Origin of the sequence: Phytohabitans houttuyneae, from assembly GCF_011764425.1 — a bacterium.
Classification (GTDB): Bacteria; Actinomycetota; Actinomycetes; order Mycobacteriales; family Micromonosporaceae; genus Phytohabitans; species Phytohabitans houttuyneae.
In genome coordinates this window covers 83,144-97,776 of the sequence record NZ_BLPF01000001.1, presented here as the reverse complement: position 1 = coordinate 97,776, position 14,633 = coordinate 83,144, and the positions used below count along the sequence as shown (strand labels likewise).

11 protein-coding genes are annotated in these 14,633 nt (G+C 72.6%); 6 read left to right on the top strand and 5 right to left on the bottom strand.

The genetic code is table 11. The annotated features are described in order from the left end of the window. Positions 1 to 3: 3 nt before the first annotated feature. Together Phou_RS00400 and Phou_RS00395 are read left to right on the top strand one after the other, a co-directional pair. Entirely contained in the window at positions 4 to 675 is a 672-nt protein-coding gene (locus Phou_RS00400; protein ID WP_173052501.1) for a FadR/GntR family transcriptional regulator, read from the top strand. Positions 676 to 1,857: 1,182 nt separating this feature from the next. Then, positions 1,858 to 2,856, top strand: coding sequence for an aldo/keto reductase (locus Phou_RS00395; protein WP_173052499.1), 999 nt, complete (start codon positions 1,858 to 1,860; stop codon positions 2,854 to 2,856). Positions 2,857 to 2,909: 53 nt separating this feature from the next. Here Phou_RS00395 and Phou_RS00390 read toward each other — a convergent pair whose 3' ends face one another. Continuing rightward, complete coding sequence (locus Phou_RS00390; protein WP_218578568.1) at positions 2,910 to 4,370, bottom strand: PQQ-dependent sugar dehydrogenase; 1,461 nt, start codon at positions 4,368 to 4,370, stop codon at positions 2,910 to 2,912. 142 nt (positions 4,371 to 4,512) lie between these two features. Here Phou_RS00390 and Phou_RS00385 point away from each other — a divergent pair, with 142 nt between their 5' ends. Beyond that, positions 4,513 to 5,751, top strand: a complete 1,239-nt coding sequence (locus Phou_RS00385; protein ID WP_173052495.1) for a cellulose-binding domain-containing protein — start codon at positions 4,513 to 4,515, stop codon at positions 5,749 to 5,751. 368 nt (positions 5,752 to 6,119) lie between these two features. Here Phou_RS00385 and Phou_RS00380 read toward each other — a convergent pair whose 3' ends face one another. The 4 genes from Phou_RS00380 to larB form a co-directional block, all read right to left on the bottom strand. Beyond that, a complete protein-coding gene (locus tag Phou_RS00380) occupies positions 6,120 to 6,626 on the bottom strand; it encodes an SH3 domain-containing protein (RefSeq protein ID WP_173052493.1) in 507 nt (168 codons plus the stop codon). 87 nt (positions 6,627 to 6,713) lie between these two features. Further along, complete coding sequence (locus Phou_RS00375) at positions 6,714 to 7,199, bottom strand: YbaK/EbsC family protein (protein ID WP_173052491.1); 486 nt, start codon at positions 7,197 to 7,199, stop codon at positions 6,714 to 6,716. Positions 7,200 to 7,210: 11 nt separating this feature from the next. Then, positions 7,211 to 8,428, bottom strand: a complete 1,218-nt coding sequence (gene larC, locus Phou_RS00370; RefSeq protein WP_246273092.1) for a nickel pincer cofactor biosynthesis protein LarC — start codon at positions 8,426 to 8,428, stop codon at positions 7,211 to 7,213. Beyond that, a complete protein-coding gene (gene larB, locus Phou_RS00365; RefSeq protein ID WP_173052489.1) occupies positions 8,425 to 9,120 on the bottom strand; it encodes a nickel pincer cofactor biosynthesis protein LarB in 696 nt (231 codons plus the stop codon). The genes larC and larB overlap by 4 nt, the downstream gene beginning before the upstream one ends. Before the next feature lie 168 nt (positions 9,121 to 9,288). Between larB and larE the strand changes: the two genes are divergently transcribed. The 3 genes from larE (at position 9,289) to Phou_RS00350 (ending at position 14,458) form a co-directional block, all read left to right on the top strand. Beyond that, complete coding sequence (gene larE / locus Phou_RS00360; RefSeq protein WP_218578558.1) at positions 9,289 to 9,948, top strand: ATP-dependent sacrificial sulfur transferase LarE; 660 nt, start codon at positions 9,289 to 9,291, stop codon at positions 9,946 to 9,948. A 119-nt stretch (positions 9,949 to 10,067) separates the two neighbouring features. Further along, on the top strand, positions 10,068 to 11,498 hold the full coding sequence (locus Phou_RS50820; protein WP_218578556.1) for a serine/threonine-protein kinase: 1,431 nt from the start codon (positions 10,068 to 10,070) through the stop codon (positions 11,496 to 11,498). 56 nt (positions 11,499 to 11,554) lie between these two features. Next, the gene (locus Phou_RS00350; protein ID WP_173052486.1) at positions 11,555 to 14,458 is read left to right on the top strand and encodes a YfhO family protein; all 2,904 of its coding nucleotides are present in this window, start codon (positions 11,555 to 11,557) and stop codon (positions 14,456 to 14,458) included. Positions 14,459 to 14,633: the final 175 nt, after the last annotated feature.

The window sequence follows — 14,633 nt, the reverse complement described above, 5'->3', positions numbered from 1 at the left end:
CATATGGCGGTCACCGACGAGGCGATCGAAAAGATCAAAGGCATGATCGTGTCGGGCGAGATGCGCCCCGGCGACCGGTTGCCGCGCGAGGCCGACCTCGCCGAGCGGCTGGGCCTGTCGCGCAACTCGCTGCGCGAGGCGGTCAAGGCGCTTTCACTGATCCGCGTGCTGGACGTGCGCCAGGGCGACGGCACGTACGTGACGAGCCTCGCGCCCGGCCTCCTGCTCGACGCGCTGAGCTTCGTGGTCGACTTCCACCGCGACGACACGGTGCTGGAGTTCTTCGAGGTGCGGCGGATCCTCGAACCGTCCGCCACGGCCCTGGCCGCCCAGCGCATGACCGACGCCGAGGTGGACGGCCTGCGTACGGTGCTGGCCGAGCTCGGCGAAGACCCGACGATCGACGCGCTGGTCGCCAACGACCTGGAGTTTCACCGCCGCATCGCCGCCGGCTCCGGCAACAACGTGCTCTGCTCGCTCATCGACAGCCTCTCCGGGCCGACCACCCGCGCCCGCATCTGGCGCGGCCTGACCCAGGAGGGCGCGGTCGCGAAGACCCGCGAGCAGCACGCCGCGATCCTGGAGGCGATCGCGTCCCGCCAGCCCGAGCTGGCCCGCTCCTGGGCCACCGTGCACGTCGCCGGCGTCGAGGACTGGTTGCGGCGCGCCCTTTAAGACCTTTTGAGGCGAGCTGCCGCGATGTCCGCGGTGGTCCGGACCGTTGCTCCCGCGGCCTCACCCTCCGCGCTTGGCGAACCCCGCGCCGATCGCCCGCGCCCGAAGCCGTCCACAGTGGGCGTCGACGCGGGCGCCGCCCCCGGAAGCCAAGCAAGATGCAGATCTTGGTGAGTAAGTGCGCCATTTCGACGCGTCGACTTTCCGGGTTTCGTCGTCTGGAGCCTTTTCGCGGTCAGGTGAGCGCTCTTGAAGTCCGACGCCGAGTTGGATGTGAGCTGCCGCTGTGCCGCGGTCGCCGCCTCACCTTCCGTGGTCGCCCAGCTCAATTGGGAGCCCGCTCCGGCAGATCTTGGCAAGTTAGCGTCGAAATGGCGGCGCTAACTCACCAAGATCTCGAAGCTCACCGGACCCCAACCGATCGACAGTCACAGACCGCGACGACGGTGCCAGACGGCGCGGACATCGCGAGATGGGAAGACACCGGACGCTGTCGGACGGGAAGCAATCCCAACTCCGAGAGTCGAGGACGCTGACTCGCCGAGATCTGTTGGAGTCGGCTGGCGAGGGCGCGGGGGAGGATGTTCGCACCTATCTGGCCCGCAGTCCGAGTCGAAGATCAACCGGTGCCGCCAGGTGCGGAATTCGGTCCGGTGACGGGGCCAGCTTGCCGCCCCGCGTGGAGCATGGTTGCGGCAGTAACGGTCCTGACCATGATGGACAGTGAGGGCGCTCCGGGCGTCAGGTGGGAGCCTGTGGTCGCTGCCTGCTCACCGGGCCGCCCGGGCTCGGCTGCATCCCCCACGGCCGTCGCGCGTGATCGTGGGCTCAGCAGACGTGAGCACGGTCTGAATAGCCGTTTTGGGCGATTTGTTGCTCTGGAGACCACGATCACGCGAGAACGGAGGGCTGGGATCGCGCTGCGGATTGAGGGCAGGATCGGGCACGGGTGCTGGAGCGGTGGGGCGTGTCCGGAAGTGGTGATCGCGTATCGGTGCGGGTGCGAGAGGGCTTGTGGGGCGGACTTGGCAGCGGAGGTCGGGGAAGTCGGCGAGCCCTGGCGAGCCGCCGGCCGGAGCGGTGCCCGCGGGAGCGTGCGGCCGGTGACTGGCGCGGACCGGGGTAAATCTTGGTCGGGATGGTTTTGACTTCGTGTGCGCTCTAACTTCTACGGTCTTCGGCATGGATACCGTTGCACTCGGAAACACGGGCGAGCGGGTCAGCCAGCTCGCCCTGGGCGCGATGCTCATGGGGACGCGCACCAATGAGGCCGACTCGTTCGAGATTCTCGACAGGTACCTCGCCGCGGGCGGGAGCTTCGTCGACACGGCCAACTGCTACGCGTGGTGGACCGGCCCCGGTGACCGGGGTGGTGAGAGCGAGGCGCTGCTGGGCCGCTGGTTTGCCAAGCGCGGCCGGCGTGATGACGTCTTCCTCGCCACCAAGGGCAGCGCGTGGGTCGAGCGTGCCGAGGAGGTGCGCGGCGCGGGGTGGGAGGTCGTGAGCAAGGAGTACGAGGGTGCCGGCGGCGACACCCTGCGCCGCGCGGTGGACGACAGCCTGCGGCGGCTCGGGATCGACCACATCGACCTGTACTACGTGCACGTCGACGACCGCGACACGCCGATCGAAGAGACGCTCGAGGCGCTGGACGAGGTGGTGCGGGCGGGCAAGGTGCGCTACATCGGCTGGTCCAACGTGCGCACCTGGCGGCTGGAGCGGGTGCGGCAGGTGGCCGAGCGCAACGGCTGGGTGGCGCCGGTCGCGCTGCAGCAGCAGCACAGCTACCTGCGGCGGCGGGCGGGCCTGTCGCACGCGTCCATCGTGGACGACGAGCAGATGGACTTCCTGCGGGCCAACCGCGACGTGACGCTCGTGGCGTACTCGCCGATCCTGAAGGGCATCTACGACGACCCGGAGAAGCGGCGCGGCCACGACATGATGGGTGCGTACGAGGGGCCGGACGCCGAGGCGCGGCTCGCGGTGCTCACCGAGCTGGCGGGGGAGCTGGGTGTCACGCCCAACCAGCTGGTGATCGCGTGGCTGCTGCACCAGACGGACCCGGCCATGGTGACGCTGCTCGGGCCGCGCACGGTCGCGCAGTTCGAGGCGGCGCTGCCGGCGCTCGACGTCAAGCTCGACGAGGCGCAGCTGGCCCGCCTGGACACGGCCGGGGCTTAGCCGAGGGGCCCGGCGGCCGGGCTCGGGACCATGGGCCCGGCCGCCGGACTTTTCTACCCGCAGGCGTTGCCGTTGAGCGTGAACGCGGCGGGTGCGGGCTGAGCTCCGCCCGGCGTGCCCAGGAAGCCGAACTCGACCGTCGCGCCGGGTGCGATGGCGCCGTTCCAGCTCGCGTTCCGCGCGGAGACGGTGGCGCCGCTCTGCGTGATGCTCGCGTTCCAGGCGCTGCCGACCCGCTGGGCGCCGGGGAAGGCCCAGCCGACGGTCCAGCCGTTCACCGGCTCCGTGCCGGTGTTGGTGAGCTTGACGGTGGCCCGGAAGCCGGTGCCCCAGACCTGCGTGTCGTACGTGACGCGGCACGCGACCGGCGGCGCCACGCGGCCGAACGAGATCTTGTGCAGCTGGCCGGGCAGGTCGTTGACGAGGTACAGCTCGCCGTTGGAGTCGACGCCCAGGCTGGTCGGCTGCACGATGTCGAGCGTGGTCAGCTTGAGGCTCTGGTGGCTGCCGTCGGCCATCTTGCGGATGCCCCACACGGACGCCGAGCAGTAGTCGGTGTGGAAGTAGGTGCCGCCGGCGATGTCCGCGAACTGGGCGCCGCGGTACACGAAGCCGCCGATGACCGCGCAGCCGTCGACCGAGGTCTGGTGGACGTGCACCGGGTCGACGTACGTTTCGCCGGCGATGCACCGCTCGGCGTTGAAGACCACGCGGCCCTCGCGGCAGGACCAGCCGAGGTTGGCGCCGCCCTGTGCCGCGCCGAGGTGGTCGACCTCCTCCCACGTGCCCTGGCCGACGTCGGCGATCCACAGCGAGTTGTCGCCGCCGGGGCGGGTGTCGAACGAGAAGCGCCACGGGTTGCGCAGGCCCCACGTCCAGATCTCCGGGCGGGCGCCGGCCCGGCCGACGAACGGGTTGTCGGCCGGCACGCAGTACGGCTGGGTGCCGCAGGTCCGGCTCACGTCCAGCCGCACGATCTTGCCGAGCAGCGTGCCGAGGTTCTGGCCGCTGGCGAGCACGTCGTCGGCCGCGCCGCCGTCGCCGAGGCTCCAGTAGAGGTAGCCGTCGCCGCCGAACGCCACCTGGCCGCCGTTGTGGTTGGAGAACTCGCTGTGCGCCTGGGTCAGCAGTACCTGCTCGCTGGCCGCGTTGCCGAGGCGGACCCGCGAGAGGGTGAGGGTGCCGTCGGGGAGGGCGGTGTACGCCACGTACACCGTCTGGCTTGTCGCGAAGTCGGGCGCCGGCGCGATGCCGAGCAGGCCGCGCTCGTTGCCGGATACATCGACTTTCGAGCCGATGTCGAGGACGGGCGCCGTCGCGAGGCCGGAGGTGGGATCGTACAGCCGCACGGTGCCGACCTTCTCGGTGATGAGGAGGCGGCCGCTGTCGATGCCGGCAATCGCGGTGGGGCGCTGCAGACCGAAGGCGACCTGCGTGGTGGAGACGGTTATCTGGTCGAGGGGAACGGCGGCCCTCGCTGGAGCCGCCGCGGCGAGCGGGACGGCGGCAGCCATCGCCACCAGGCCCGCAAGCCATCGAGGTCTAAACATATTCACTCCGATCGTTGACGGCACGATAGCACCGGGCAATTATGTATGGGCATCAAACTATGTAGCGGTCGCCGGGCGAGGTCGCACGAACATGCGAAGGAGCATGATGAGACGTGCAGTCCTGACGTCCGGCGCCGTCGTGGCGTCGCTCGCCGGCGGTCTGCTGGTGGCGACGGCGGCCGAAGCGGCGGTCGCCTGCCGGGTGAACTACACCGTCACATCCCAGTGGAGCGGCGGCTTCACGGCGAACGTGGCGATCAGCAACCTCGGCGACCCCGTCAACGGGTGGCGCCTCACCTGGTCGTTCCCGACCGGGCAGTCGGTGGCGCAGGCGTGGAACGCGTCGGTCACCCAGAGCGGCGCCGCGGTCACCGCGACGAACGTGAGCTGGAACGGTGCGATGGGCACCAACGGCTCGGCGGCGTTCGGGTTCAACGGCCAGTTCAGCACCACGAACACGAACCCGACGGCGTTTTCGCTGAACGGTGTGGCGTGCACCGGCTCGCCGGGCACCCCCACGACCGCCCCGCCCACGACGCGGCCGCCGACGACGCCGCCCGCCACCACCGCGCCGCCGGTCACCACGGCGCCGCCGAGCAGCGGGTGGAACCCACCGTCCAACCTGGTGCAGCCGCTCAACGCGGTGTGGACGCACCAGGAGCAGACGTACAACAACGGCAACCTGTACGGGTTCCGCAACTACGGCTGGGACCAGCTGTTCGCCAACCGCGGTTACATCAACTACTGCGTGCGGTGGGACTCGTCGGCGACCGTGTCGGCGCAGCTGCGGGACGAGATCCACGCGGCGCTGAAGCGGCAGTACAAGAAGTGGATGGACGTGATGGTCGGCCACAACAACTGGCCGTACACGGACGTGCCGGTGAACGTCGTCGGCTGGGCGGTGCGTGACCGCAACCAGCTACAGTGGACGGACAGCTCGGTCGACATCTACGTCAACAACATCCGCGAAAACGCTCCACAGTGCTCGGAGCCGTGCGGCCGCTTCTTCAACCAGAGCGGCAACTACCCCAACTGCCCAGGCGGCGCGTCCCGCCACTACGACCACTCGCTGTGGCTGACCGACGGCTTCGGCGGCGGTGCGGGCGGTGACTGGGGCCAGCGGATGGGTCGCGAGTACTTCGTGAACGCCCGCAACTCCGAGAACATCCACATCTTCCTGCACGAACTCGGACACACGTACGGCCTGGACGACTTCTACGACTGGGACCCGCTGCCGGGGCAGGGGTTCATCATGAAGGCGGGCAGCGCGTCGCAGATCACCGAGTTCGACCGGTGGATGTTCCGTGACTGGTGGCGGCACCTGAAGTCGAGGTACGGCTACTAGAGACCAATGCTCCCGCGGCCTCACCCTCCGCGGTGGGCGAGCTCATCCCCTGGGTGCCGTTGAGATCGTGGTCGTTTGCTGCCCCTACAGGGGCAGCAAACGACCACGATCTGCTCTATGGGGGCGCTTGTTGATGCCGGTCAAGGACCCAGTGTGGTCCAGACCGTTGTTCACCCCTGCGGTCGCCCAGATCGCCCGGGCGGCCGACTCCGGCGGATCTGTCAGCTTTCTTGATCGGCATCAGGCAACGGCGACCACCCCGCTCGATTGTGGACGGATCGCCCACCTCGACCCGAAAGCACTCCAGGTTTGCGCCGCCGGGCGCGGCTTTTCGCCGCTCGCGGCGGGGAGTCGCGCCCGGCCCGCGCTCAGCAGGCGGCTACGTCCACCGGGCTTGTCAGGTGCGAGTGGACAAAGCCGCCGGTGGAGACGCTGAGCCACATCGACCCGTACTTGTCGGTGCCGAACGTCGGCTCGCCGGTCACCCAGCACAACACGTCGACAGTGCTGCCGGCGGGCAGCTCGGCCAGCACCGTGGACGTCGTGTTGGGCTCGGCCCGCAGGTTGGCCTCCTGGGTGACGGTGGCGAGCTGCCCGAGCGGGGCGTACCCCTCCGGCACCGCGTACGGCACCGGATGCGGCACCGGCACCGGTACGGGCACCGGCACGACCTGTGGCGGCACGGGCTGGGCGGGCGGCGCCGGCGCGGCCGAGCTCGGGGGCGCCGCCGGTGCGGTCGACGCCGGGGGCGGTGCCGCCGGCGCGGTCTGTGTGGGCGGCGCGGCCTGGCCCGCCGGCTGGTCCGGCGACTGGTTGCACCCGGCGGCGGCGATCAGGACGGCGACGGCCGCCAGGGCGCTGGATTCGCGAAACACTGCTGCCTCCCAGGGCTGGGAGCTTGTCTGGTCAGCGGCAGGTAGTGTTGACGTTACTCTGCGTGATGATCGTCTGGCAAGAGCTGATCAGGCGGCGATCGGGGTGAGGCGGGGGTTGGCGACGCGGAGGTAGTCGTCGGTGGCCAGGGCGACCGACCGGTCCAGGCGGGCCGCGTTGAAGAAGATCTCCGGGTGGGTGACCAGGCCCGGGTCCACGATCAGCTCCAGGTCGGGGTGGAAGCTCACCGGCAGGATCGTGCCGCTGGCGCTGCCCGCGAGCGCCTCCGCCTTGTCCGCCGAGGCGAACGACGCGTACGTGCCGCCGAGCAGGTCGCGCACCGCGGCGATGTCCACTTTGGCGTCGCCGGGCACGACGGCGAGGACGTACCGGGTGGTCTTCTTGCCCAGCTTCACCATGATGACCAGGCATTTGGCGGCCGCGGCAAGGGTGTTGCCGCGTAGCTTGCTCACCAGCTCGGTGCGTCCCTCGGGCGCGTGCTCGATGAGCCGGTACCGCGCGCCGTGCTCGTCCAGGAGCGCGATGAACCGCTCGTACGTGTCCGTTGCCGTCACGGCGCTTCTCCTCAGTGTCGTGGGCCAGGCTCGGGGGCTTGCGGGGAAGCGGCGGCGCGGGCCGCGTCGATGACCGCCGTGACCGGCACGCCGGCGGTGCGTGCGGCGGCCAGCGCGTCGTCGTACTCGGGCTGCGCCGTCACCACCTCCGCGCCCAGGAAGGCGCGCTTGACCCGCACCGCGCCGCCGGTCACCTCGACCGTCACCGAGTCGCGGCGCAGGGCGCGGCGGCGCACCGGGTGGACGCGGACGCCGAGCGTCGTCGTCCAGGTGTAGACCACGCGGCAGGCGAGGTCCAGGCGGGCGGCGTCCACGAGCACGGTCAGCACCTGGCCGGGGCGGCCCTTGCGCATCAGGGCGGGTACGCACCAGGCGTCCGCGGCGCCCACCGACCGCAGCTCCTCCAGCAGGTCCGGCCACACCCGCGGGTCGAGGTCGTCCACTGTGGCCTCGACCTGGAAGAGCTCGCCCTCCTGCCAGTCCGCGGCGGCCTGTGCGGCGGTGGTGCCGGCGAGCACGCGGAGCACGTTGGCGTGGCCGGGCGGGTCGGCGGTACCGGCGCCCACGCCCACCGCCGACGGGGTCATCGCCGGCGGCGGGCCCCACGCCGTGGCCAGCGCCGTCAGCAGCGCGGCGCCGGTGGGCGTGCACAGCTCCATCGTGGCGGTGTGCGCGGCCAGCGGGGCGCCGGCGGCGGTCAGGAGCTCGACGACGGCGGGCGCGGGTACGGGCAGCGGGCCGTGCGCGGTGCGTACCGTGCCGGAGCCGACCGCGACCGGCGACACCACGCGGGACGGGGCGTCCAGCAGGCCCAGGTCGTGCAGGGCCAGCGCGCAGCCCGCCACGTCGGCGATCGCGTCGAGCGCGCCGACCTCGTGGAAGTGCACCTCGTCCACCGTGGAGCCGTGTACGCGCGCCTCCGCCTCGGCGAGCCGGGTGAAGACGCCGGCCGCGAAGTCGTGTGCCGGCCCATCCAGGCGGGAGAGCACGGCGAGCACATCGGACAGTCCACGGTGGACATCCGTCTCCGGCGCGTCCACCCGCACGTGCGCGGCGCGGAAGCCGTGGCGGCGTACCGCGGTCACGTCGACGGCCACCGGCACGCCGAGGCGCGCCAGGCCGGCGCGCACGGTGTCGAGCGAGGCGCCCGCGTCGAGCAGCGCGGCAAGCAGCATGTCGCCGGCCGCGCCGTTGGAGGCGTCGACCCACAAGACACGTGCGGCGCTCACCGGGCGCGCCGGGCGATTCGGGCGGCGGCCACGCCGGCGCCGAAGCCGTTGTCGACGTTGACGGTCAGCACGCCGGGCGCGCAGCTGTTGAGCGTTGCCAGCCAGGCGGTGAGGCCGTCCAGGTGCCAGCCGTACCCGACGCTCGTGGGCACCGCGATCAGTGGCGCGCCCGTCAGGCCGCCGATCACCGAGGGGAGAGCGGCCTCCATGCCGGCCACGGCGACGACCACGTCGGCCGAGTCGATGCGGTCGCGCTGGGCGAGCAGGCGGTGCAAGCCGGCGACGCCCACGTCGACGATCAGGTCGGGGTCGGCGCCGAAGACGCGTACCGTCGTGACGCACTCGCGGACGACCGGCAGGTCGGCCGTGCCGGCGCCGACGACCGCGACCCGGCCCTGGGAGGTGCGCGGCTTGCCCAGCACCGCCGTCCGGGCCACCTCGTCCAGGTCGGCGTCGGGCAGCTCGGCCCGGCACAGGGCGAGCGCGTCATCGTCGAGGCGGGTGGCGAGCACGGCTCCCTCGGGGTGCGCCTCGTGCAGCGCGGCCAGCGCCGCGACCACCTGCGACGGCGTCTTGCCCCGGCCGAAGACCACCTCCGGGTCGCCGGTGCGCGCGGCGCGCTGCAGGTCGAGGCGGGCGAAACCGAGATCCGCGATCTCCGCTCCGCTCCCCGTTGGGTACCGTTCAGTCATGCTGCCCTCCGACCGCCTGGTCACCGAAATCGCAGGATACGGCCGGACGCTGGTGGCGTTCTCCGGCGGCGTCGACTCCAGCGTGGTCCTGGCCGCCGCGGCGCGTGCGCTGGGCCCCGGCGGCGTGGCGGCCGTCACGGCGGTCTCGCCCGCGGTGCCGGGGCGGAGGTGGCCGAGGCGGCAGAGTTCTGCGCGCGGCTGGGCGTCACGCACTACGCGGTGGAGACGCGCGAGATGGACGTGGCGGGCTACCGGGAAAACGGGCCGCGCCGCTGCTACTTCTGCAAGAGCACGCTGCTGGACACCGCGCGGCGGGTGGCGGCGGAGCATGGGTTCGACGAGGTGGCCACCGGCACGAACGCCTCCGACATCGCCGCGGGCTTCCGGCCCGGCATCCGGGCGGCGGCCGAGCGCGGCGCGCGTACCCCATTGGCTGATCTTGGTTTGGACAAGGCGGCGGTCCGCGCCGTCGCGCGGGCCTGGGACCTGCGGACCGCGGACAAGCCCGCCGCCGCGTGCCTGTCCAGCCGCATCGCCTACGGCGTTTCGATCACACCGGCCCGGCTGGCCCGGGTGGAGCGCGCGGAGGCCGCCGCGCGCCGCTTGCTCGCCGCCCATCACGTCCATAATGTCCGGGTACGGGACCTCGGCGCGACCGCGCGTCTCGAAGTCGACCCGCACCTCGTGGATGCCGCGCGCCATGACGCCGCCCTGCACGCGGCGATCCGGGCGGCCGGCTTCGACGGGGCCGAGGTGGCGGTGGAGCCGTTCCGCTCCGGGTCGATGAACGAGCTGCTCGCCGACCCGGAGCGGTGGCGCCGCGCCTGAGTTCAGCAGTCCTGGAAGGGACTGGTGACCGCGTTGCTGAGCGGTGAGCTGTTGCCGGCGCGGAGTCGAAGACCATTCGCCATGGATGGATGTCGCCGGTTCTGGGTAGGGAGGGGACCGTGCTGCGTTCCGGAGTGTCCCTCGACGACCGATACCGCCTCGAGGAGCGCGTCGCCACCGGTGGGATGGGCGACGTGTGGCGGGCCACCGACCTCGCCCTTGGCCGCACCGTCGCGGTCAAGGTGCTGCTGCCCAGCCTTTCCGCCGACCCCGGCTTCGGGGCGCGCTTCCTCGCCGAGTCGCGGATGCTCGCCGCCGTGCGCCATCCCGGCGTCGTACAGGTGTACGACCGTGGCGACTGCGAGCTGCCCGAGGGCACCCGCGCCACGTACCTGGTGATGGAGTTCGTCGACGGCGAGCCGCTGTCCGAACGGCTGGCCCGCGAGGAGCGGCTGCCCGCCGCCGAAACCATGCGGATCGTGTCCGAGGCGGCCCGCGCGCTCGACGCGGTGCACGAGGGCGGCATCGTCCACCGCGACGTGAAGCCCAGCAACCTGCTGCTGCGGCCGAACGGGAGCGTGGTGCTGCTGGACTTCGGCGTGGCCCGGTCGGCGGCCGTCACCAGCGTCACCGGCACCAACGCGGCCGTGCTCGGCACCGCGCTCTACATGGCTCCCGAGCAGGCCCGCCAGCAGCCCGTCTCGGCGGCCACCGACGTGTACGCGCTGGGCGCGGTCGCGTACCACGCGCTGGCCGGGCACCCGCCGTTCATGGGGGACAACCCGGTCGCGATCGCGATGATGCACCTGGACACGCCGCCGCCCGAGCTGCCCGCTGACGTACCGCCGGCGGTGCGCGCGGTCGTGCTCCGCGCTCTGGAGAAGGACCCGGCCGACCGGTACCGCGGCGGCGCCTCGTTCGCCGCGGCGGCGCTGTCCGCGGTCGGTGCGGGCGGGCTGGAGTCGACGGCGGAGATGGTGCCCGGTGACGACCCGGAGGCGACCGCGCCGATGGCCGTGGGCGCCAACGGGCGTACCGGCGGCGGGCGGGCCACGGTGCCGGTCGCACCCGTCCCGCTGCGGGAGACGGGCGCACTGCGGCCACTGCGGCCGGCCGGCGGCGGCAACAAGCGCCGGAACGCGACCATCGCGGGCGTGGTCGCCGGCGCCGGCCTGCTCGTCCTGCTGGCGCTTGTGCTCTTCCTGCCGGACGGCAACAACCCGCCGGCCGACGGCGGCACCACGACCGCGCCTTCCGCGACGCCGGGCAGCTCCACGAGCCAGCCGGCCGGGCAGGAGCAGCCGGACCGCCCGCGCAACACCGGCGGCGGCGCGACGCCGAGCCAGGCGCCGACGGGCGGGGAGGGCACGAGCGGGCCGGAGGAGAGCGAGGAGGCCCCGCCGCCGTCGAACGAGCAGACCACTTCGCCCGACGCGCCGGAGACGAGCGAGAGCGAGGGCGGCGGTGCCGGCGAGCCCAGCCCGCCGGGCGACGACACCGAGGGCAGCGCCCCGCCCGCCGTCGAATCCACGCCGCTCACGACCGGTTAGCGGGCGGCCCGGCGGGACCTGCCGGTACAGCTTGACGTGATAGCGTCCCGGCCGACATGGCCACCACCACGATTGGCGCTGTCGAGCGCACCGACACCCCGTCCGCCCCGCCGCCTGACCGCCCGGCGCGCTGGTGGCGGCGCCTCCCCGATCCGGTCGTGTGCGCGGTCGTGGTCGCCATCGCCGCGTTCGCGGTGCTCGGCATCGGCTCGCCGCTGTGGGGGCGCACGTCGCTCGTCGAGACGGGGTTGCTCAACCACGTCAGCCCGTACACGGACGGGCAGTTCCGCGACATCGGGCAGCAGACGCTCGACCTCGGCGACACCGTCGACGGCGCGATCCCCACCGCTGGACTGTTCGGCGACGCGGTGCGTGACGGCGAGTACCCGTCGTGGAACCCGTACGTGATGGGCGGTACGCCGCTCGCCGGTACGACAAACCCGGGGCTGGCCTCTCCGGTGGCGCTGCCGTTCTGGTTCCTGCCGGCGTGGCTGGCACCCGCGTTCGTCAAGCTGCTCGAGATCCTGGTGGCGGTCGGCGGGGCGTACCTGTTCTTACGGCTGCTGCGCCTGGGCCGGGCGGCGGCGCTCGTCGGCGGCCTCGCGTACGCCACGAGCGCGTTCATGGTGGTGTGGACCAACTGGCCGCAGTCGCGGGTGGCCGCGTTCATCCCGGCGCTCTTCTGGGCGCTGGAGCGGGTGGTGCGACATCGCCGCGTCCGCGAGCTGGCGCTCGTCGCGCTGGTGGTGGCGGCGCTGCTGCTCGGCGGCTTTCCGGCCATCACCGGGTACGCGCTGTTCACCGGCGCGTTCTACCTCGTCGTGCGCGCGCTGGCGGAGAATCCGGGCGCCCCGCGCCGGATAGCGGCCACGCTCTCGCTCGCCGCCGGTGGCGTGGTCGCCGGCGTGCTGCTCGTGGCGGCCCAGCTCGTGCCGTGGGCGAGCGTGATGTCCACGGTGCTCGTGCGCGGCCGGGAGCAGACCTCGGACCAGCACATCCCGTTCGACCTGCTGCTGACCACGATCGCGCCGTACGCGTTCGGCACCACCGACCCGGCCAACCCGCCGAACTACTACCACGTGCGGATCTTCCTGGAGGAGGTCTCGTACGTCGGTGCGGCCGTCCTCGTGCTCGCCGTCGCCGCGATCGCGCTGGCCCGTTCCGGCCGCGCGGTGCTGCCGCGGGCCACGTGGCCGTTCCTCGTCGGCGCCACGCTTTTCTGGGGCATCGTGGTCTTCAGCGGCGGGCCGCTGCTGTGGCTGCTGCAGAAGCTGCCCTACCTCTTCTCCGACAACTCCGTCGAGCGGGCCCGGAGCATCTTCGGCTTCCTCGTCGCGATGCTCGCCGCGGTCGGCTTCGAGGTGCTGCTGCGCCGCCGCCGCGAAGCCACCGCGCACGCCCGCAAGCTCTACGGCGTGGCCGTGTGGGCGGTGGTCGCCGCGGGCGGCGTCGCCGTCTACCTCGCGGGGCGCCAGTTCGCGTACGACGCCAACCGGGACCGCGTCTCCATGCGTGGCGGCCACTACGTCGGCCAGCTCAACGAGGAGGTGCTGCAGGGGCTGGCGTTCGTCGGGGTCGCCGTGGCGTGCGCCATGCTGCTGTGGTGGGGCCCGCGGCGGGTCACCTTCCGGGTGGCGGTCGCCGCGCTCATCCCGATGCTCATCGCGGTCCAGGCCCTGATCTGGGTACGGCCGTACTACCCGCGCACCGAGCGGGAGACCTTCTACCCGGTGACCGGGGTGCACACGTACCTGGCCGGGCACCTGGGGCACGAGCGGTGGTTCGGCAGCAACAACGCGCTGTTCGGCGGCATACACATGCAGCACAAGCTGCGCGCGCTGCACGGACACTCCTTTGTGGACGAGCGGTTCGGCGAGCTGCTGGAGGCGATGCCGGGGCGGCAGTTCAGCCCGCCGCCCAAGCCCGCCACGTACCTGCGCACCGAGCCGCTCGAAGGCGGAAACCCGCCGACCAGCCCCATCCTTGACCGGGTGAGCGTGACCCACTACGTGACGCCGCCGCAGCTCGTGCCGTACGGCACGCAGCGGGTGGACGCGGGCGACGGCGGTGAGGTGCGCCTGCAGCCCGGACAGGCGGTGAGCGTCGCCGTGCCGGGTGGCGGCCCGCTGCGCGCCATCGCCGTCACGCCGGTCACGCCGGGCATCCGCCAGACGCGCCGTACCCGGATCGGGATCGTCGTGAAGGACGCGGCCGGCACCGTCGTCGCGGAGGCCGAGCGCTACGACCGCGGCATCGCCGCGGGCAAGCCGTTCTTCATCCCGGTGGCCGGCGAGGGCGCGCGCGGCCCGCTGACCGCGGAGATCACCCTCCGCGACGGGCCGGCGATGGCGGTGGCCGGTCGCGCGGGCAAGCCGGCGCTGTCCGTCGTGGCCCCGGCCGACGACGGCCTGCGGCTTGTCTACGCGGACAAGGCGGTCATCTACGAGCGGACCCGCGCCATGCCCCGCGTGCGGTGGGCGTCGCACGCCACGGTGGAGCCCTCCGGCGAACGCCGGCTCGAGCGCCTCGCCGCCGGCACCGTCGCGCCGGACGAGGTGCTGCTCGACCGCGACGGCCCGGCCGCGACCGGCCAGCCGGCGCAGGTGCGGTGGGTGCAGGACGGCTTCGACGACATGGAGGTGGCGGTCGAGGCGGAGGGCGCCGGCTACCTGGTGCTCGCCGACGCGATCCAGCCGACGTGGCAGGTGACCGTCGACGGCAAGGCGGCCGACCTGGTCCGCGCCGACCACGGCCTGGCGGCGGTGGCGGTGCCGGCGGGTGCGCACACCGTGCACTTCAGGTACGCGCCGCGCGGCCACGACCTGGGCCGCTGGTTGACCGTCGCCACCGGCGCGCTCCTGCTGCTCGCCGTCCTCGCCGAGTGGTGGTGGCTGCGCCGCCGCCGGCCGACCCTTCCGGTGCAGCGGCCACCGCGACCCCGCGAAGACCCGACGCCGTAGATCGGGTGGTCGCGGTCTTGCCGCGCGGGCGTGGCAGCGGAGGCCGGGGGTTTCGGCGAGCGCTGCGAGCCGCCGGCCTGCGCGGTCTCCGGCGGGAGCGGCGGTCCGCAGCTGACGCGGACCCGGGAAGACAGCTGCCTCTGGCTTTTCGCAGGATTCTCTGACTAAGGTCAGA